The following is a 19,883-nucleotide window of genomic DNA, read 5'->3' as shown; positions in this document are numbered from 1 at the left end:
CTATCGGGAAAGCGATGGTGAAATTATCTGTCGAGCGGGGAACCGGCGGCGTCCGGTTCGTGACCGTCGAGGCTGATGATGTTCTCGCGGCCGACGCGAAGTTTGCTGATTTCTCCGTCGTCCTCCATCTCCGAGAGGAGCATGCTGACCTTGGATTTCGACCAACCGGTTTCGTCCACGATGTTGACCTGCTTCATTCGGCCGCCGTTCTCGCGGAGGAGTTTCTTCACCCGCGCCTCGTCAGTGAGCAACTCCTCGTCGCTGACCGCCGGTTCGGCGGGACTGGTCGGTGATTCGGTGGCGGCGGATCCGCTGCTGCCACCGCCTCCGCCGCCTGGGGTACTTCGGCCGGAGGACAGCGACCCGAGGCTTCCCTGTCGCCAGACGAACACGGCGGCCAACCCAATGAGGAGGACGACGGCGGCGACGAACCACATCGTGGGCGAGTTCGAACCCGGTTTTTCGCCACCGCTTCCCGGTGGTGCGCTCGCATTATCGGTCGTCGACGAGGGGGCGTCCGTCGTGGAACTGGACTGCGGTGGTGAGGAGAACCTCACCATCGGTCGTTGGTCGTTGAACTCCCGTTCCCCGGACCACGAAACGGAATCGCTTTCGGCGAGCGTACTGCCCGCTATACTCCGTCCCTTCACCGGTCGTGCGGATTTGAAGGACATTCCGTCGGCCGGTTTGATGACGAGTTTTTGGTTGTCTCCGAGATAGAGTCCGCCTTTGAAGACGTCTCCCATAACTGTGGTATTGCCGCTGCCGTACGCGAACGCGGTCCAGCGAAAGGACATCTCGACCACGCCCCGGTCCGTATCGTCCGTCATCCCGGGGTGGTCGATGAAGGCCCGCTTGGAGAAGTTACCGGCGGTCATCTTCCGTTTCGTTTGGTTGTTCGCCGCCGATGTCAGTTCGACAGCGTTCTCCCTGAAATTCGTGTACAATTCCGTATCCGAGCTGTTGAAACTGTTTGCAAACTCCTTGAATTGCTCGTGTTCCTGTTTTGTTTCCAACGTCTTCTCGTAACGGAACGTCCAGAGGGCGTCACCGTCACTGTTGACGAGAATGATGAATTCGACGTCATCGAACTCCTGGGAGGTGGTGATCTTCTGCGGAGTCGTCGGAGCATTGCTCTGTGCCGTTCCGAACGCGGGAAACGACGCGATGAGCAACACCGTGATGAGGCCGACAGCCAGGAGCCGTCTCATGTACCATATCGTCCATGGCCGGATATAAAAGACCTTGTGACGTGCGGCCGTCAACGAACCATGTTACCATTGAACACGATATGTTCGGGCGACTGCCACGTCGTCACGTCCTCACGAGGATCGGAATCGAGGACGACGAGGTCGGCACGATACCCCTCTTCGACCAGTCCGACGTCCGATAGACCGAGGAGGTCGGCCGCGTTGACCGTCCCCGCCTCCAGTGCTTCCTCCGGCGAGAGCCCGTACTCGGCCATCAGTTCGAGTTCCTCGGGGATATCGGCGTGGAAGTTGAACGGCGTTCCGGCGTCGGTTCCCATCGCGACGGTCACACCCGCATCGAGCGCGTACTCGAAGGCGTCTTCGAAGGCCCCTGCCGCCTCCTCTGCCTTCTCGACCACGTAGGGCGGAATACCGGCCTCCGTTCCCTGTTCGACGATTCCGTGAAGCGCCTTCGCGGTGGGAACCCAGTACGTCCCCCGGTCGGCCATCATCTCCGCCGCTTCGCGGTCCATGAACGTTCCGTGTTCGATGCTCGAAATACCGGCCCGGACGGCGTTCTTGATACCTTCCGTTCCGTGTGCGTGGGCGGCCGTCGGGGTGTGTTTCGCGGCGGCGGTTTCGACGAGCGTGTTCAATTCCGCTCGGTCCAGTTCCGGCGACCCCGTGACCGCACCCTCCGTGAGAACGCCGCCGGTCGCCATGCACTTGATCACACCTGCACCGCGCTTGAGCTGTTCTCGCACCGCCTTTTTCACCTCCGCCTCGCCGTCCGCTTCGCGTCCCATCCAGTGACCGTGTCCGCCGGTCATCACGACGTTCTGGCCGCAGGCGACGATGCGCGGCCCCTCGATGAGCCCCGATTCGACCGCGGTCGCCGCGTCGAGCGCGAGCGTCGTCGGCGAACCGAGGTCACGAACGGTCGTCACGCCAGCGTGGAGCGCATCACGGAGGTTCACCGTCGCGCGATAGGACAGCATCATATCGCTGTCGTGGTTCAACGAGGTCACGTCCGGCCGCCCGTCCATCGAGGCGTGGATGTGGGAGTCGATGAGGCCCGGCGCGACGAACTTCCCGCTCACGTCTATCTCTTCGTCCGCGTCGGGAACGTCCCCCACCGAGACGATGGTTCCGTCTTCGATTGCAACGTCCGCCTCCCGAACCCCGGCCATATCTACGATATCCGCACCGTGAAGTACCAGCATGAGCGGTGTGAGACGCGCTGCCGTGATAACCCTCCGGGTCCCGGCAGGGTGAGACGGGACGGCGACGCTATCCGTACCCTTCGTACTGCACGTGGTCCTCGGGGACGCCGAGGTCCTTCGCCGCACCGGCGAGCATCGACACCATCGCGTTGACGCCGCAGGCGTACACTTCGAGGTTGTCCGGGTCGATTCGCGCGTCGATGTCGTTGGCCGGTTCGGTCGCGTACCGCGCGAGGTCGTCGGAGAGGTTTCCTTCCACCGTCTTATCGAGGTATTTCACGAGCGTCTGCTGGACGTAATCGGTTTCGCCCGGCCAGTCCGAGAGGTACTCCTCGCGAGAGCAGGTGGGGACGAAGTGGAAGTTCTCGTGTTCGTCGTCCAACGCTCGGAACTCCTCGCGATAGGCCAGGTCGTCCTTCCACGACGCGCCCAAAAAGAGCCACAAGTCGCGTCGTTCGCCCTCGTACTCGTCGCGCCCCTCCTCGAAGGTGTACTTGATCATGCTCCGGAGCGGCGCGACGCCCGTCCCAGTGGCGAGAAACGCCATGTCCCGACCGGAGGGTTCTTCGAGGACGAAGTCGCCGTTCGGCCCGCGAACCGTCACCCGGTCGCCCTCCGAGAGGTCCTCGAACAGCTTCGACGTGAGTCGTCCGTGTGGAACCCGTCGAACGCAGAGTTCGATGCCCTCCGCGTTCGGCGAACTGGCGATGGAGTAGGGGCGGGGCGTGTGCTCGTAGCGCATCGTGGCGTACTGGCCGGGAACGAAGTCGAACTCCTCGTCCATCTCGACGACGACGCTCATCAGCGAGGAGAAGGGTCGCTGGTAGCGGTCCTTCAGCGACGAGAGTTCAGTCAGCAAGTTCTCGTGCCCGCGCTCTTCGTCCTCTATCACGGATATCATTTCGTCCCAGTCGGCGTCCTCGGTTTCGACTTTCTCCGCCCACTCCTCCCGCCCGTGGACGTCGAGGAGTTCGGCGGCACGTTCGACCACGCGCTCGGTTCGGTCCTCGTCGAGGGCGCGAACCTCCGCTACCCTCGCGGAATCCGTCACCAACGGAAGCTCTTCGGCCCGTCTGTGCTGTGAATGCTGTGATGGAATCTCCATGGCCGCACTGTGTACGGCGACGCGAGCGAGCGGTAAAACGTTTCTCGCTGTTCCACAGTCCGGTGAAAGCATCCGCACACCGTCCATCTCCCGGAACGACGCGTTCGCCTCTCGGAGCGCCGCGGCGATTTCCCCGGCGCACGTCGGCGACTATCGAAGCGCCTCGGAGACCTTCTGAATGGGATGGGGCGGTTCCTCGCCCTGCCAATCGCCGAGCTGTGTACGACAGGAGGCACCGGGCGCGACGACTTCCGCTCCGTCGCTTTCCTCCACCTGCTCGAACAGAATCGACCCGACCGCCTTGCTCATCGAGTAGTGTTCGGCCTCGTAGCCGAAACTGCCCGCCATGCCGCAACAGCCGCTGTCGAGGGCGTCCACCTCGTACCCCGCCGAGCGGAGGAGGTTCACCGCGTGACCGTCCTTCTTCGTCGCCTTCTGGTGACAGTGGCCGTGGTAGGTCAGCGACCCCTCGCCTGAGAGCGGCACGTCGAGGTCAAACGTGTCGAAATATTCACAAATTCCGAAGGTGTTGGCGGCCAAACGTTCAGCCTCGGTACGGAGTCCGCCAGCCTCGGGGTCGGCGGAGCGCGGTTCGGTGTACTGGCCGCTCGACGACCCAGACGCCTCGTTCACGGGAAGCAGGTCGAGATAATCCGATTGGAACATGACCGCGTCGGACGGTTCGACCACCACGACGTCCCAGCCGTCACGGACGAACGAGGAGAGCGCGTTTACGTTCGTCTCGGCCTGTTCGCGGGCCCTATCGAGCATTCCCTTCGAGTGCGCCGGTCGTCCGCTTCCGGCCACATCGTTCGGAATCCGAACGTGGACGTTCGCCGCTTCGAGGACGCGAATCGCCGCCTTCCCGGCCTCTGGGTGGTTGTGATTTGTGTATGTGTCGGGAAACAGGAGGACGCGGCGGGTCGCGTCCTCCTCCGAAACGCGGGTCCCCCGCTCCGCGAACCAGTCTTCGAGGGTTTCGCGGTGGAACGTCGGCAGGGTTCGCTCGCTCGCGATGCCGAGCAGTTCCTCCGCGACAAACCTCGCACCGGGGAGTTCCGTCGCCCAGTTCGAGACGGGCGCGAAGGTGCTGCCGAGCGAGGAGAGGCGGTCGATGTTGCCGAAGATGCGGTCGCGGACGGTTTTTCCGTGTCGCTTCTGATACTCGTGTTCGACTTCGGCCTTGAGTTTCGCCATGTCCACCTCCGACGGGCAGTCCTTCGCACAGCCCTTACAGCCGATACAGAGGTCCATCACCTCGTGCATGAACTCCACGTCGAACTGTTCCTCGTCCGTCTCCGCGGTCGAAGCCCGCTCCGAGGAGGCGGCGTTCGCCGCCTTCAACTCTCCGCTCATAGCCTGCCGGAGCATGTTCGCCCGCCCTCGGGTACTCGTGATCTCCTCGTCCGCCGCGCGATAGGTCGGACACATCACGCCGCCGGTGGTCTCCTGCCCGCCGCGACAGCCGCCACAGCCGTGACAGAGTTCGACCATCCCCTCGAACCCGTTCTCGTTCTCCCAGTTGAGGACGGGGTCGAACCCGGAATCGAACTCGTAGTCGGGGTCGAACCGGAGGTTTTCGGTCATGTCCACGGCCTTCGCGCGCGACGGCGAATCCTCCGATTTATCGTACCCACAGACCTGTCCGGGGTTGAGGAGCCAATCGGGATCGAAGGCCGACTTCAGGTCGCGAAAGACATTCCAGACGTGGTCGCCGTACAGTTTGTGGTTCCACTGGGTTCGGGCGCGGCCGTCGCCGTGTTCGCCCGAGACGCTTCCCCCGTATTCGACCACGAGGTCGGTAACGGCGTCCGCGATGGCTTCCATCTGGTTCACCCCGGCGGGACTCTTCGTGTTGATGAGCGGACGAACGTGTAGACACCCCGGTCCGGCGTGGGCGTAGACGCTGGCGAACGTGTCGTTGTCCTCCAACACCTGCTGGAAGTCGGCGACGTACTCGGGGAGGTTCTCCGGCGGAACCGCGCTGTCCTCGATGAACGAGATGTGCTTCGCGTCGGTCGTCCGCGAGAGGAGAATCGGCATGCCGGATTTGCGCAGTTTCCAGAAGCGAGCGCGCTCGTCGTCGTCGTGGGCTTCCATCGCGTTCAGCGACCGAACACCCTCGCGGTCCGCCCGAAGCTTCGAGACCTTTTCCCGGCCGTCCTCGTCGTCCGTCGCGTAGAACTCCACGAGGAGGACCGAATCGGTTCCGTCGGGAAGCATCGCCACGACGTCGTTGAACTCCTCCGTGTCCTCGGCGAGCGAGATGAGCACGTTGTCGAGCACTTCGACCGCCGACGGATCGTGATCGAGAATCGGCGCGACGTCCTCCATCGCGTCGTTCAGGCTCCCGTAGGTCAACAGCGCCATGGCCTTCGTCTCGGGGATTGGTTCGAGGCTCACCGTCGCCTCCGTGACGATAGCGAGCGTCCCCTCGCTTCCGGCGAGCAGGCGCGCGAGGTTGACGTGTCCCTCCTCGGCTTCCTCCACGAGTCTGTCGAGGTTGTATCCCGAGACGTTCCGCTTGAGGTTCGGGAACACCTCCTCGATGGCGTCCGTCTCGTTCTCCACGATGTGGAGCACTTCCGCGTAAATGCGGCCTTCCAGTGAATCGTCCTCCGCGCCCTCGCGGAGTTCCTCCAGCGTCACGTCGCCGAACGTCGTCACGGTGCCGTCCGCGAGGACGACTTCACACTCCTCGACGTAGGCGTCTGTCTTCCCGTACTTCAGCGAGTGTGACCCCGTGGAGTTGTTCCCGATGGCCCCGCCGAGGGCGCTCTTGTCGCCCCACGCCGGGTCGGGTGCGAACTTCAAATCGCGGTCGGCCAGCGCGTGGTTCAACTCCCCGAGAACGATTCCGGGTTGGGCGCGGGCGGTCTTCCCGTCCGGGTCGAAATCGAGCAGTGCGTCCATGTGCCGGGTGAAATCCAGCACGACGGCCTCGTTGACGGTTTGGCCGGCGAGGCTGGTCCCGCCGCCGCGCGGGAGGACGGGAATCTCGCGGTCGGCACAGTACTCCATCACCGCCGCCACGTCGTCCGTCGACGTGGGGAAGACGACGCCGATGGGCGTCACCTGGTAGGCGCTCGCGTCCGTCGCGTACAACTGTCGGGAGTATTCGTCGAAGCGGACCTCGCCGTCGATCAGCGTCACGAGGTCGGAGACCAATCCCGTGCGCGCTACGGTATCCGAACCGGAGTGATAGTCGTAGTTCGCGCGTTCGTCGCGGCCCGGGTCGCCCGCGTCACGTGTTGCCATAGGGTGACGTAAGGAAGGGGGACCGAAAAGTCATGTGGGGTCGGGGCAACGGAGGGGGTAAGCGTACGACACACGAACGCCGCGATGTCTCGTGGTCGCCCGTCCCCTTACGCCCGCCCGACGTTCGGCGACGACGTGCGAACGAAGTCGAAGAGGACGTCGCGTTTCAGCAGTGCAAAGCCGGTGAAGATGGCGGCGAAGCCGATGACCGTCGTGCTGGCGACGAGTTCGCCGAGAACCACCCAACTGAGGAGCGTGGCGACGACCGGTTCGAGGTAGCCGACGAGGTTGAGTTCGGTCGCGCCGATGGCGTCCAGCAGGTGGAAGTAGATGAGGAACGCGATGACGCCCGAGACGAGTACCAAGTACGTCAGGGAGGCGACGGCGGGCAGCGACCAATCGATCGCCATGGGGGATTCGCCCGTACCGAGACTGACCGCGTGTATCAGGACGGACCCGAACAGCATGGACCAACCCTGTAGCGCGGGTACCGAGATGCCGGTTTCGAACGGTTGGCTCAGGACCGATCCGAGGGCGAAACTCGCGGCCGCGAGGAAGACGAGGCCGATACCGACCGCGTCGGTCGAGAGGAGGTTCGCTGGCGTCGGGTTGGCGACGATTGCGACGCCGACGACGCCACAGAGCAGGCCGACGGCACTGAGCGGGGTGACGTGTTCGTCGGCGAAGAGGGTGCTCGCGAAGACCGCGGTGAGAACCGGAGAGAGGCTGACGACGACAGCGGCGAGCGCGCCGGGGACGTGTTCCTGTCCGAGATAGAGGAAGCTGTGATGACCGGCGATGACGAACGCGCCGATGGTGAGAATCGCGAGCACGTCGCCTTTGCGCTTCGGTTTCCAGCGGTCCGTCGTGGCGGCCGCGTAGCCGAGGATGAGGAGGCCGGCCACGTCGTAGCGAACCGCGGCGAACAGGAGCGGCGGGAAGTGGTGAAGCCCCACGTCGATGGAGACGAACGAGCCGCCCCAGAACAGCGCCAATAATGCAAACATTACGCCATTTATCGGTAGGTATCTACCAAGTTTCGTCTGAATCATAGATTTCTATCCAACCCTATCAGGCGCACACTGTTAAATCCTTCTACAAACATCTCCACTGATACTGATTCTCAAGCAAAAGAACGTAGATTGATTAGACTAGATTCCTATTATTGAATCGTGAAGGACTTTCCTTTCGAATAGATATCTTCCCGGCTTTCGACGAACTCCAGACGTTAAGTATGACCGACGTATAGTTCGGAATCAATGGACGAACGCGACGTCACCCTGCTCAAGGCGATTTCGGACCTGGAAACCGGCAGTCCCGAGAAACTACACGAGGAGACGGACATCCCCGTCTCGACCATCCACTACCGCCTGAACAACCTTCGGGAGGCGGGCGTCATCGAAAACGACCTCTACGACATCGACCTGGAGGAGTTCGGCCTCGGCGTCACCGTCGTCGTGGAGGTGTTCGCCGACTACACGGGCTCGTACCGCGATTTCGGCGAGAAGATACTCGACATCGAGGGCGTCACGCAGGCGTACTTCACGATGGGGGAAACCGACTTCATCGTCGTCGCACACCTCACCGGACGCGAGATGGTCGAACGACTCATCGGCGATTTCGAGAGCATCGAGGAAGTGGACAGGACGAACTCCACGTTCGTCATCTCCACGCTGCGTGACTCCCATCGCGTCCTCCAAAGCTACAGTCTGGACACGCTCCTCGACGAACTCGCCGAGGAATGAACCGGCGACACGCCGCACGCCTTTCGCCGAACGAAAACACGAAACCCCTGCCACTCCTACGCCGCGACATGATTCGAAACATCGCGGCGGGCGTGCAGGCGTTCACCAGCAACGCGTTCCTCGTGGACGGCGACCGAACCGTCCTCGTGGACACCGGGTCGAACTTCGACGCCGTGGCGCGGGTCGAAGACGCAGTTGACGACCTCGACGCGGTCATCGTCACGCACACCCACCCCGACCACGTCGGCAATCTCGAAGCGATCAAAGACGCCTACGACGTCGAAGCGTTCGGTTTCGACACGTCCCAACCCGGCATCGACGTCGCAATCGAGGACGGGGACGTCGTGACCATCGGCGACGACGAGTACCGCGCGCTCCACACGCCGGGCCACAAGAACGACCACCTCTGTTTCTACTCGGAATCGGCGGACGTCCTCTTCGCCGGCGACCTCGTCTTCCCGAACGGCGGGTTCGGGAGAACCGACCTCGAAGAGGGGGACCGCTCGGCGCTCATCGAGAGCATCGACCGCGTCTTGGACGCCGTGGACGAGGACCTGCGCGAGATGCACGTCGGCCACGGGGCGAGCGTGACGACGGACCCGTACCACGACGTCGAACTGGCGTCACAGGCCGCGCGGATGCGATAGCCGTCGGCGCTACAACAACGCCTCGTAGGCGTCTCCGTACACCTCGGCTATCTCCTCCGGATCGTCACGCTCCGCCTTCGGCAGCGGTTCGAGCGTCGTCGTCTCCGCGGGGTCGAGGAATTCCACCACGTCCTCCACGCGCTTTTCCATCGTTCCGTCGTGGACGCTGTTGTCCGCGACCTCACACGCCTTCGCGTAGCGCGCGCCGTCGTACACCCGAACGCGGCGGGGTTCGACCACGGCCACGGCCTCGAACTCGACGCCCTGAATAGGTCGTGCAATATCGCTGTAGGACTCCACGACCGCGTGGTCCTCGCTTCGGATGCGTTCGGCGACCGCTCGAAAGTGCGGGAGGTACCGACGCTCGGTCCGGTCGTTCAGTTCCGCGAGGGAATCGACGACCACGGCGTCCGAAAGCGGAAGCCGTTCGCGCACGATGTCGGGGAGCGAGACGGTTCCGTTGACGACGAAGCCGTCTCCGACGCGGTCCACGAGGAACTCGCGTCCCGACTGACCGAGGAGGCCCTTTCCCTTGCCGGGCGCGGGCCGCCAGAGTCGATGCACCGGATTCAGCGCTTCGAGCGCGACGTCCTCCCCGCTCGCGTGCGCGAGTCGTTTCGCGTCCTTGCCGTACAGTCGCCCGTCGCGGAGCGCGCCGGTGGCGTCGTCGTGGTCGAACCAGAAGTCGTTGCCGGCGCGCGGTTTGAACCCGATACCGTCCATGTACGCGAGAAGACCGACCGTGAACGTCGTCTTCCCGGCGTCCACGCGGTCCCCGCCGGCCACGAGGAGCGTCATGTCTTCAGACCGTAGTAGCCCGGTTCCTCGTCGCTCGGCGGTTCGCCGACCACGAGTTTTTCGGAGTTTCGCATCACCCACGGAATCGCCCAATCGAGCAGGATGTCTTCCGTCTCGACGTCGATTTCGGCGTCCGCGTCGAGCCCCTGAAGGAGGCGTGCGATTTCGTAGACCGAGTACATCGTGTCCTCGTCGAGCAGTTCGTCCGGTTCGTAGAAGTCACAGGGATACAACTGCTCGAACTCGTCCTTTGGTTTCGGCATGGCTCAACGTAGGACCGGCCGGGCGTAAAACCTCCCGAATCGTCCGACGGTGCCCGAGATACGTTCTTTACCTCGCGTGTTAAATATAACGAACGAAAATTATAACCGAGTTTTTATAATAGAGCGTTCAAGATAGAAAACGACATGGATGAGGAATCGGGAAGCGAGACAAAAGAGGCCCTCGTCTCCGCCTTTGCTGAATTCGGCGGGAACTCCCTCCGGGATATTTGGCTGTTCGACCAATCCGACTACGAGATGCTATTTCTCCGGGAAGATGTCGCGGACAAACTCGAAGCGGTGGATGTGGCGAAGTTCATCGACAACGAGCGGTTCGGGTTCATCACGCAGGACACCTACGACCAACTGTACTACGCCACCTACCAGTACACCGTTAGGGGGTTCGACGACTTCGAGCAGTTCCGGATGTTCTTCGACGACGACGCCGACGACGACCGACACGTCGGCGTGTTCGCCAGCCTCGACCAGCAACCCAACGGATACGATTACGAATCGCTTTACAAACACGTCACGGATATCGCGTCCGGCTACACGGTCCCCGTGATCTCGTCGGACACCGAATAGCACCCGCTGTTCGGAGATCGGTTACTCGAAAGAAAATCGGTGCGTTCGGGCTTATTCGAACCGCGATACGACGTTGTCGTACTGTTCTGCGACGTTGTCCCAGTCGATGACTTCGAAGACGTTCTCCACGAAGTCACCGCGGTCCGGCCCGTAGTCGTAGTAGTAGGAGTGCTCCCACACGTCCACCGCGAGAATCGGGTGGCTACCCCAGAGTGCGCCCTGGTCGTGCTTGTCGACTTTGACGTTGCGTAGCTGTTTGGCCACCGGGTCGTAGACGAGGAGTGCCCAGCCGCCCGCGGCGCTCGCGGCGGCCTCGAACTCGCCCTTCCAGCCCTCGTAGGAACCGAAGTCCTCCTCGATGCGGTCGGCGAGTTCTCCCTCGGGTTCGCCGCCGCCGTTCGGGTCCATGTTCTCCCAGAAGAGGGTGTGGAGGTAGTGACCACAGCCGTTGTGGGTCACGTTACCCAGCGCACCCGCCGTGCCGGAGTAGTCGCCGGACTCACGGTTCTCCGCGAGAGTCTCTTCGGCACTGTTGAGGCCGTTTACGTAGCCCTGATGGTGCGTGTCGTGGTGCCACGTGAGGACCTGCTCGGAGATGTGCGGTTCCAGCGCGTCGTAGTCGTACGGGAGCGGTGGTAGTTCCGCGTTCGATTTTTCTGCCATATATGTATTACCTCCACTAACTATATCTCCCCTTGGCCTGTTAAACCTTGAGGAGAAGTTAGCTAACATACGACACGATACGGCGGCAAAATATTCCGATTTCGGACGGCCTCTCGGCCGTTACATCCCGCTCGCTTCGTCGTAGCGCTCTTCCACGTCGTCCCAGTTGACGACGTCCCAGAAGTTGTCCACGTACTCGCCGCGGTTGTTCTCGTACTGGAGGTAGTACGCGTGTTCCCATACGTCCAGAACGAGCAACGGGGTCGCGGATGGATACTGGTTCTGGTGGTTCTCGGCCATGCTCACGATGGGAATGTCGGCGACGTGGTCGTAGAGCAACATCCCCCATCCCGAGCCTTCGACGCCCTTCGCGGCCTCCGAGAAGTGCGTCTTGAATTCCTCGAACGACCCGAACTGGTCGTCGAGGGCGTCAGCGAGGTCGCCGCCGGGTTTCCCGCCCCCGTCCGGGGACATGTTCTCCCAGAAGACTGAGTGGTTGATGTGGCCGGCGAGGTTGAACGCGAGGTTGCGTTCGACGCCCTTGACGTCGCCCCACTCGTCGTTCTCGCGCATCTCTTCGAGTGTATCGAGCGCCGCGTTCGCACCGTTGACGTAGCCCTGATGGTGTTTGTCGTGGTGCAGTTCCATGATGTGTGCGTCGATACTCGGCTCCAGTGCGTCGTAGCTATACGGTAGTTCCGGTAGTTCGTAGGTTGCCATTGGTAACCCCCGAAAGGTGGTCAACGGTCGTCGTGTTAAGTGTTGAGGCGAAGGATAGACATTCGTCGAAGCGGTCTCCGTTGTGGCGACAATAGGATACTGCGGACGCGACCGAACGTTCCCGTCCGTCGACACTCATCGGCGGACGTCGCACGAAAAATAGGGTGTCGTCAGGTAGACCGAACGAATTCCGGACGATTTAGTCCTCTACTTCTTGCTCGTTTTCGTTCTCGGCGTTCGAATACGCGAACTGCGAGTTCTCGTTGCTCTGTGCGCTCGCTTGGATGGCGACCGCGTCGCCGGACTCGGCGCCACTGTCACCGCCGTCAACGAGGTCATTCGCCGGGGCGTTCCGCGGGTTCGCGCTAAACGCTCCCGAGAACGCGACGTTGTCGTCCTGATAGTTGCGGTTGTACTGGAGGACACCTTGGTCTTGGTCCACGTGTGAAACTGCGACTTGGTCGCTTTCCTGTGAATCCGCCGCTGCGTTCCCCGCGAAACCGACCGCGAACAGGCTACCCACAATCGTCAGCGTGAGCAGGATTTTGATGGTCTTTTTCATGGTAGTCTCTTGGGCACGTGCCCCACCTTCCGTTGCACGAAGCGGGTGTGACCCTGTCGTTGCCTGTCGGGAAGTTCCTACTTCAACCCCGACCATCGTTGTGCGAAGTCCGTCGACTGTGGATGGCCGTTTTCACGATTAATATGCGAGTAGCGAGGATTATCCTACCACCAACGAACGCGCCACTCCACACTCAACAACGGATGATGTCGTCGATAAGGGATACGTTCACGATAACCGGAGATACTTCACCGCCGTTCAGAACGTGTTCCGTGCGGTTGTGAGCGCTACCGTAGCCATACGTCGCTTACTCGCCTTACCCCCTTGCGTTTTCGAACATCGTGATGGCCATCTCGCGGCGCTCCGAGTGGTCCACGAGTGGGTCGGGATACTCGGGTGCGAGGTCCTCCCGTTCGTCCGGTTCGAGTTCGTTCCACTCGTGAACCTTCTCCGGGGGAACGTCCGACAGTTCGGGGACGAACCGTTTGATGTACTCGGCGTCGGAATCGAAGCGTTCGCCCTGCGTCATGGGGTTGAAGATGCGGAAGTACGGTTGGGCGTCCGTGCCGGTGGACCCCGCCCACTGCCATCCGCCGTTGTCGTTCGCGGTGTCGTGATCCACGAGTTTCCGCCGATACCAGTCGTAGCCCTCGCGCCAGTCCACGAGCAGATCCTTCGTCAGGAAGGAGGCGACTATCATGCGAACGCGGTTGTGGACCCACGCCTCCTCGCGGAGTTGGCGCATACCAGCGTCCACGATGGGATAGCCGGTTTCGCCGTCCTTCCACGCCTGCACGCCGTCGGGGTCGTCGCGCCACGCGATGTCGTACCGGTAATCCTTGTAGTTCTCCACGACCACGGACGGATCGTCGTCGAGGACGTGCGCGTAGAACTCCCGCCACGCGAGTTGACCCTGAAACTCCTCGACGGATTCGGCCTCGTCCTCGTTCCCCGCGTCGTTTTTCGCCCGCTCGGTCGTCTCCCACACTTCCCGGATACCGACGGTGCCGAACTTCAGATGCGGCGAAAGCCGGGACGTCGCTTCGCGGGCGGGGTAATCGCGCGCCTCGTCGTATCGATATGCGTCGCGCTCGCAGAACTTCGAGAGCAGGTCGCGTGCCGCCTCGGTCCCGGCGGGCGGAATCGTCCCTTCCGGTTCCTCGAACCCGAGGTCGGCGAGCGTCGGAATTTCGATTCCGTCCTCCGCGACTTCGTCCGGAACGACGATTTCGTCGGGCGCGTCGAACGGCGCGTCCTTCTCCCGGTCGCGCCACTTCTTCCAGAAGTAGGTGTAGACGGAGTAGTAGTCGCCCTGATTCGTCGTGATGGTCCCCGGCGTGTGTAACAGCGCGTCGTGGTACGCCCGTCGTTCGATGCCCGCATCCGCCAGCGCGTCCCGAACGTCGGCGTCGCGTGCCTTCGCCAACCCGGAGTAATCCCGGTTCCAGACCACGCACTCCGCGTCGCACGCCGTCGCGATTCGGGGTATCTCCTCGCGCGGGTCGCCCCGGAGAAACAGGAGACCGCCACCGCGTTCTCGATACTCCTCACGGAGCGATTCGAGGGCGGACAGCATGAACGACACACGAGGCGGGGCCGCGTGGGAGAGGACTTCCTCGTCGAAGACGAACACCGGAAGCACGGGGTCGCTCGACGAGAGCGCCCGGTTGTCTTCGACCCGGAGGTCGCGGCGGTGCCAGTGAACGTACATACCGGACGGATGGGGTGCGTTCACTTAACCGTCGAACCCACTCTGTGTGGTTTCGGTTCCGGGTCGACGACCTTTCAACAATCAAACACGGTTCTTCGGTGATGTTTTATAATGAGGGTCCCCGTTATACACAACCATGGTAAATCTTACCGAGTCGGTTGCGGACACGGTTTCCGACTACGCGGACGCCCCGGCCATCGTCACTGAGGCGCGAACGCTGACGTACGACGACCTCTGGGCGCAGGTCGGCGGTTTCGCCGCCGGGTTGGAGGAGCGCGGTATCGGCGAGGACGACAGGGTCGCGGTCTACCTGCCCAACGTCCCGGAGTTCGTCCTGACGTTCCACGGGACGCTCGCGGCGGGCGGCGTCGTGGTCCCGATGAACCCGCAGTATCGGACGCGAGAGATCAGCCACCTCCTCTCCGACAGCGGCGCGAAGGTTGTCGTCACCCTCCCGGACCTCGTTCCCGTCGTGGAGGCCGTCCGCGAAGATTCGGACGTGGAGTACGTCGTCTCCGTCGGCGAAAGCGATGCGGAGGGCGTAACGTCCTTCGGCGACTTCCTCGCCGAGGGTGGCGACGAAATCGTACCGCGGGAGGACGACGACCTCGCCGTCCAACCCTACACCAGCGGGACGACCGGAACGCCGAAAGGGGTGAAACTGACCCACCACAACCTCACCTCCAACGCGCACGGGTCCGCGGCCCTCGCGCCGGGTGGAATCGACTCGGGCGACTCCCTTCTGGGCGTCCTCCCGCTCTTCCACATCTACGGGATGACGGTCTGTATGAACGGGACCCTGTTCAGCGGCGGGGCCTTCTACCCGCTCCCGACGTGGGACGCCCAGCAAGCCCTGTCACTCATCGAGGATGCGGAACTGACGCTGATGCACGGCGTCCCCGCGATGTACAACGACATCATCAACCAACCGAACGCCGCCGACTTCGACCTCTCGTCCCTCCGACTCGCCGGCGTGGGCGGCGGTGGCATTCCCATCGAAGTGCTCCGACGGTTCGAGGAACTGTACGACGCGAAGATCTACGAGGGCTACGGCCTGACCGAGACGAGTCCCGTCACGCACTTCAACACGCCCGACAAGGGCCGCCGGGTCGGCAGTATCGGGACGACCATCGACGGCGTCAGCGCCCAAATCGTGGACGACGACTTCGAGGAGTTACCGCCGGTGGAGAAGGGACCGCTCGCCGAGGACGACGCCGAACTGGACGACGTGACCGGCGAAATCGTCATCGCCGGACCGAACGTGATGGCCGGATACGCTGGCCTCCCGGACGCGACGGCGGCGGCGTTCACCGAGAAAGACGGGGAGCGCTGGTTCCACACGGGCGACATCGGCTACTGGGACGAGGACGGTTTCTTCTACGTCGTGGACCGCAAGAAACACATGATCAACACGGCGGGCTACAACGTCTACCCACGCGAAGTCGAAGAACTCCTCTTCGAACATCCCGCCGTGGCCGACGCCGCCGTCGTCGGGATTCCCGACGAACGACGGAACGAGACGGTCAAAGCCTTCGTCGTCCTCACGCCGGACGCGGACGCGACCGAGGACGAGATTCAGGAGTACTGCCTCGAACGACTCGCGGCGTACAAACACCCCCGCGAAGTCGCGTTCGTGGACGAACTGCCGCGGACGACGACGGGAAAAGTGCAGAAGTTCGAACTGCAACAACAGTAGCGAAGCACTGATAGAAAATTTGATAGTACTGTGGTCTGATAGTTAGGGTGGCTGGCGTTCACCAGCCCTATCGTGACCGTTCACGTACGAACGGTTTCGTTGTTCATGGTTTCGGAAAGCGGGTCCGCTCCTCCTCTCGGCGACCCGCTCCTCCGACGCGACCTATCTCTCGATAACTGTATCGGCGACCATCCCCATCTTCTCGTGTGGTTGATACCAGTAGCGGTACGGGCCCGTGACCTCGAACGAGTAGTGATGGCGATAGTCCGCGTTCCTCGTCGTACACGTCGCTTCGTCACGAGAATACGGCTACGAGGAGGTGTCGCTTTTCGGCGCGACGGAATCGTCGCCCGCTTCCTCCGCGGGGACGCGCCAGCGGAGCGTCACGAAGCGCTCCGTCCCGTCGTCCGTGGAAACCTCCCCCTCGGTCACGTCGATGTGGCCCGTCGGTCGGGTGAATTCCTTCCGGTCGTCGGTCGCGGCCGGACGCATCCGCTCGTAACGCCCTGTGACTCCCTCGCGGAGGTCACGGAGGTAGACCGCGAGTTCGTCGCGGGTCAACGACGCTTCGCGTTCGGTCCCATCCTTGACCTCCTCGTCCGCCCCGGAGTACCCGCCGAGGACGGCGTTGATGACCGCACCGAGCAGGAGGACGAGCCCCGAGAAGTACAGCCACGTGACGACGACGATGACGCCGCCGAACAGGCTGGCGGAGCTATCGCCCTTGGACGTTAAATACACCTGAAAGAGCGCTTGGAGTGCGGCCCATCCAACCGCCGCGAAGACGGTTCCCGGCAGGACCTGTCGCCACTCCAGTTCGGCGTCCGGAAAGACGTAGTACATCGGAAAGAACGCGAGGACCAGCCCGGCGACGAGCACCAACGGGGTGACGAAACCGAGGTACGGGACGGTGTCCGCGAACGCACTGAACACCGCGCTGACGGCCACGGTTGCGACGATGGCGACCGTGAGTGCGACGAGGACGACGAGCGCGTCCTTCACTTGGTCGAGAAAGGAGTTCCCGGTCTCGGTGTCGTAAATCTCCGAGAAGGCCGTGTCGAGACCGCGGAATATCTTCAACGACCCCCACACGAGGACGACGAGTCCGATGAGCGACGCGCCGCCCGCGGACGCATTCGATTGGAACACCCGTCTGATGACGTCGGCGATGGGTCCGGGAAGCGACCCCCCGGCGAGTTCGAGGATTCTGTCTTCGAGTCCCCCGCCGACGACGCCGACGACGATGAGCAATAAGAGGAGTATCGGTGCGAGCGAGACGAACGCGTTGTAGGCGATACCCGCCGCCATGAGCGTCACATTCTTCTCCGAAAATTCCGAGGCGACCCGTTTTCCGGTTCCCGTCATTCCGCCGAGGCTGACCATGGACGATGGAACACGATGACGGTAAAGAGCGGTGCGGCCGATGACGCGTCGCCCGCTACAGCCATCCCAACCGCATTTGGTCCTCGTAGTACTCCCTCGCGCGCCGAATCTTCCGGAACAGGTAGGTCGCCACCAACCCCGAGAAGACGAGGACGTACACGAGCAACCAGAGCAACACGTCACCGCCGAAGACCGCGGAGAGGACGTTCGTCACGAACCCGGCGGTCGAGTTGTAAAACCCGTGCAGTAACGCCGGGAGGGCGATTCCCTTGACGATTATCGGTCCGCGGTTCGTGGGGACGATCTTCGCCAAACCGAGGTAGTAGCCGGAGATGGCCGCCCAGAGGACGTGGTTCGGGCCGACGATGGCGCGCGTAACCGCGACGCCGGAGACGGTGACGGCGGTGCCGCCGTGGACGCCGACCGACCCGACGACGTAGGTCAGGTTTTCGATGGTCGCAAAGCCCAACCCTGCCATCGCGCCGTAGACGGCACCGTCCACCGCCGTCTGGAAGTGCGGCGTCCGATACGCGTGGAACCGGACCGCGAGCCACTTCACTGTCTCCTCGACCGGTCCGACGACGAGGAAGAAGAACGGCACGATGGCGAGGGTTTCCACGCCGACGCCGGACAACACGCCCAATCCGACGGTATTGATTATGGCGGCGAACGCGGCGAACACCACTCCGAGGAGGAAAGTGGCGACGAGCGTCGGGATCGGTTCGCGTTCGGTCGGGTCGACACGCCAGATGTACACCGCGAGGAGCAGTGCGGGCACGATGGAGAGAAACGAGAGCACCCCGAGAAGGGGACGTCGTGCGAGCGTCGTCGTCACCAATCCGAGTTCGATGAGGACGAACGTCAGGGCGAGCAGGAGCGTGACGACGCGGGTCGCCTCGGAAAGGATGTGGTACAACCGAAGCGAGAGCCTGTCCATCCGCGTTCGTGGCTCCCACGACTCGATGTCGTAGGAATCCTCTCCCTTCATCACCGTCCGTGTCCCGCCGTCGGCCGTTTCCTTCCGGTCGTTTTCCCCCATACCCGTGGTGGCTACGGGCGCGACCCTCAAAGGGTTTCCTCGGTCGCTGATCACTCCTTGCTTTCGCGCAGGATCGCGCGGGACACGTCCTCGAAGGAGGTGTGTCCCGACAGCGCAAGCGTCAAATCGAGGTCCGCGAGGAAGTTCCGCAGCACTTCCCGCACGCCCTTGCGTCCCGCGATCGCGAGACCGTAGACGTAGGGACGCCCGAGCAGGACCGCGTCGGCACCGAGCGCGATCGCGCGGAACGCGTCCGCCCCGCGACGGATCCCGCTGTCGAAGAGGACCGGAACATCGTCGGCGACGACGTCCACGACGCCGGGCAAGGCATCGAGCGCGCCGATCGCGCCGTCCACCTGTCGCCCCCCGTGGTTCGAGACGACGAGGCCGTCGACGCCGCGTTCGACCGCTTCGCGGGCGTCGTCGGGGTGGAGGATTCCCTTCAACAGTATCGGCAGGTCGGTGTGTTCTCGGAGGAAATCGAGGTCGTCCCACGACAGCGACGGGTCCTCGAAGGTTTCGGTGAACCGCCAGAGCGCGGAACTCATGTCCTCCTCGGGCGGCGAGTCGAGCGCGTCGCGGAACGCCGGATCCGAGAGGTAGTTCGCCACGCCCTCGCCGTCGAGGAACGGGAGGTAGGCGTGGTCCACGTCGCGTTCGCGCCACCCCATCATCGGCGTGTCGAGCGTGACGACGACGGCCTCGTAGCCCGCGTCTTCGGCCCGCGAAAGGAAACTCGCGGTCACGTCCCGGTCGGCGCTCCAGTAGAGTTGGAACCAGCCGAGCGTGTCGCCCAACTCGTCGGTCACGTCCTCCATCGTCTCGGACGACGCCGAACTCAACACGAGCGGCACGTCGAGGTCGGCGGCGGCCCGCGCAGTGGCGAGTTCACCCTCCTCGTGGATGATGGACTGGACGCCTATCGGCGCGAGCATGACCGGGACGGGAAGCGTTCGTCCCAAAATTTCGACCGACAGGTCGCGTTCCGACACGTCGCGGAGCATCCGCGAGACGATTCGCCAGCGGTCGAAGGCGCGGCGGTTCTCGTCCTTCGTACTTTCGGACCCGGCGGACCCCGCGACGTAGGCGTGGGCCTCCGGGGAGAGATGTTCCCGTGCCAGGTCGGCGAGTTCGTCGGGAGAGGCCGGGAGGTCCGGGGTTTGGTCGGCGAGCATCCCGCCCGCGTACACCTCTCGCTGGCGGTCCGGTCCGAACGGTTTCGAGGGTTTGTCCATACGGACCTGACAGACCGTGAGGAATTATACTTTGTTCCGGGCGGCATGCCGGTGACGGCGTCG

Annotated in this window: 19 protein-coding genes; 5 read left to right on the top strand and 14 right to left on the bottom strand. The window is 63.0% G+C overall.

What is annotated here, in order from left to right; all coding sequences use genetic code 11:
• Positions 1–23 precede the first annotated feature (23 nt).
• From ACGYLY_RS08125 to ACGYLY_RS08115, 3 genes are all read right to left on the bottom strand, one after another.
• Positions 24–1,211, bottom strand: coding sequence for a helix-turn-helix transcriptional regulator (locus ACGYLY_RS08125; RefSeq protein WP_395282155.1), 1,188 nt, complete (start codon positions 1,209–1,211; stop codon positions 24–26).
• A 50-nt stretch (positions 1,212–1,261) separates the two neighbouring features.
• A complete protein-coding gene (locus ACGYLY_RS08120) occupies positions 1,262–2,413 on the bottom strand; it encodes an amidohydrolase family protein (RefSeq protein ID WP_395282157.1) in 1,152 nt (383 codons plus the stop codon).
• 67 nt (positions 2,414–2,480) lie between these two features.
• Positions 2,481–3,518, bottom strand: coding sequence for a ferredoxin--NADP reductase (locus ACGYLY_RS08115; protein WP_395282158.1), 1,038 nt, complete (start codon positions 3,516–3,518; stop codon positions 2,481–2,483).
• Here ACGYLY_RS08115 and ACGYLY_RS08110 point away from each other — a divergent pair.
• Positions 3,517–3,696, top strand: a complete 180-nt coding sequence (locus ACGYLY_RS08110; protein ID WP_395282159.1) for a hypothetical protein — start codon at positions 3,517–3,519, stop codon at positions 3,694–3,696. The two genes, ACGYLY_RS08115 and ACGYLY_RS08110, sit on opposite strands and share 2 nt — an antisense overlap.
• Here the strand turns inward: ACGYLY_RS08110 and ACGYLY_RS08105 are convergent.
• Complete coding sequence (locus ACGYLY_RS08105; protein ID WP_395282160.1) at positions 3,669–6,776, bottom strand: FAD-binding and (Fe-S)-binding domain-containing protein; 3,108 nt, start codon at positions 6,774–6,776, stop codon at positions 3,669–3,671. The two genes, ACGYLY_RS08110 and ACGYLY_RS08105, sit on opposite strands and share 28 nt — an antisense overlap.
• Before the next feature lie 107 nt (positions 6,777–6,883).
• Positions 6,884–7,783: a DMT family transporter gene (locus tag ACGYLY_RS08100; protein ID WP_395282161.1), complete on the bottom strand. Its 900-nt coding sequence runs from the start codon at positions 7,781–7,783 to the stop codon at positions 6,884–6,886.
• 252 nt (positions 7,784–8,035) lie between these two features.
• On the opposite strand from ACGYLY_RS08100, the gene ACGYLY_RS08095 reads away from it, so the two are divergent.
• Together ACGYLY_RS08095 and ACGYLY_RS08090 are read left to right on the top strand one after the other, a co-directional pair.
• On the top strand, positions 8,036–8,521 hold the full coding sequence (locus tag ACGYLY_RS08095; protein WP_231183929.1) for an Lrp/AsnC family transcriptional regulator: 486 nt from the start codon (positions 8,036–8,038) through the stop codon (positions 8,519–8,521).
• Between the two features lie 68 nt (positions 8,522–8,589).
• Positions 8,590–9,168 (top strand): MBL fold metallo-hydrolase, encoded by a 579-nt coding sequence (locus ACGYLY_RS08090; protein WP_395284139.1) that lies wholly within the window; start codon positions 8,590–8,592, stop codon positions 9,166–9,168.
• A 9-nt stretch (positions 9,169–9,177) separates the two neighbouring features.
• Here ACGYLY_RS08090 and ACGYLY_RS08085 read toward each other — a convergent pair whose 3' ends face one another.
• Together ACGYLY_RS08085 and ACGYLY_RS08080 are read right to left on the bottom strand one after the other, a co-directional pair.
• Entirely contained in the window at positions 9,178–9,966 is a 789-nt protein-coding gene (locus ACGYLY_RS08085; protein ID WP_395282162.1) for an ATPase, read from the bottom strand.
• Complete coding sequence (locus ACGYLY_RS08080; RefSeq protein WP_395282163.1) at positions 9,963–10,229, bottom strand: DUF5827 family protein; 267 nt, start codon at positions 10,227–10,229, stop codon at positions 9,963–9,965. The genes ACGYLY_RS08085 and ACGYLY_RS08080 overlap by 4 nt, the downstream gene beginning before the upstream one ends.
• Positions 10,230–10,373: 144 nt before the next feature.
• Between ACGYLY_RS08080 and ACGYLY_RS08075 the strand changes: the two genes are divergently transcribed.
• Positions 10,374–10,811: a hypothetical protein gene (locus ACGYLY_RS08075; protein ID WP_395282164.1), complete on the top strand. Its 438-nt coding sequence runs from the start codon at positions 10,374–10,376 to the stop codon at positions 10,809–10,811.
• A 51-nt stretch (positions 10,812–10,862) separates the two neighbouring features.
• Here ACGYLY_RS08075 and sod read toward each other — a convergent pair whose 3' ends face one another.
• From sod to ACGYLY_RS08055, 4 genes are all read right to left on the bottom strand, one after another.
• Positions 10,863–11,474, bottom strand: a complete 612-nt coding sequence (gene sod / locus ACGYLY_RS08070; protein WP_231183921.1) for a superoxide dismutase — start codon at positions 11,472–11,474, stop codon at positions 10,863–10,865.
• Between the two features lie 120 nt (positions 11,475–11,594).
• A complete protein-coding gene (locus ACGYLY_RS08065) occupies positions 11,595–12,194 on the bottom strand; it encodes a superoxide dismutase (RefSeq protein WP_395282165.1) in 600 nt (199 codons plus the stop codon).
• A gap of 199 nt (positions 12,195–12,393) precedes the next feature.
• Entirely contained in the window at positions 12,394–12,756 is a 363-nt protein-coding gene (locus ACGYLY_RS08060; RefSeq protein WP_395282166.1) for a hypothetical protein, read from the bottom strand.
• 316 nt (positions 12,757–13,072) lie between these two features.
• Positions 13,073–14,467, bottom strand: a complete 1,395-nt coding sequence (locus ACGYLY_RS08055; protein ID WP_395282167.1) for a cryptochrome/photolyase family protein — start codon at positions 14,465–14,467, stop codon at positions 13,073–13,075.
• A 136-nt stretch (positions 14,468–14,603) separates the two neighbouring features.
• Here ACGYLY_RS08055 and ACGYLY_RS08050 point away from each other — a divergent pair, with 136 nt between their 5' ends.
• Positions 14,604–16,163: a long-chain fatty acid--CoA ligase gene (locus tag ACGYLY_RS08050; RefSeq protein ID WP_395282168.1), complete on the top strand. Its 1,560-nt coding sequence runs from the start codon at positions 14,604–14,606 to the stop codon at positions 16,161–16,163.
• A gap of 309 nt (positions 16,164–16,472) precedes the next feature.
• On the opposite strand, the gene ACGYLY_RS08045 is transcribed toward ACGYLY_RS08050, so the two are convergent.
• From ACGYLY_RS08045 to ACGYLY_RS08035, 3 genes are read right to left on the bottom strand one after another with little or no spacing between them, the layout of a single operon-like run.
• Entirely contained in the window at positions 16,473–17,546 is a 1,074-nt protein-coding gene (locus ACGYLY_RS08045; protein ID WP_395282169.1) for a YhjD/YihY/BrkB family envelope integrity protein, read from the bottom strand.
• A 55-nt stretch (positions 17,547–17,601) separates the two neighbouring features.
• Positions 17,602–18,585, bottom strand: a complete 984-nt coding sequence (locus tag ACGYLY_RS08040) for a PrsW family intramembrane metalloprotease (protein WP_395282170.1) — start codon at positions 18,583–18,585, stop codon at positions 17,602–17,604.
• 50 nt (positions 18,586–18,635) lie between these two features.
• Positions 18,636–19,820, bottom strand: a complete 1,185-nt coding sequence (locus tag ACGYLY_RS08035; RefSeq protein WP_395282171.1) for an alpha-hydroxy-acid oxidizing protein — start codon at positions 19,818–19,820, stop codon at positions 18,636–18,638.
• Between the last annotated feature and the right edge of the window lie 63 nt (positions 19,821–19,883).

The sequence above is a fragment of the Haladaptatus sp. CMAA 1909 genome, assembly GCF_043952005.1.
GTDB lineage: Archaea > Halobacteriota > Halobacteria > Halobacteriales > Haladaptataceae > Haladaptatus.
This window is presented reverse-complemented; position numbering and strand designations above follow the sequence as displayed.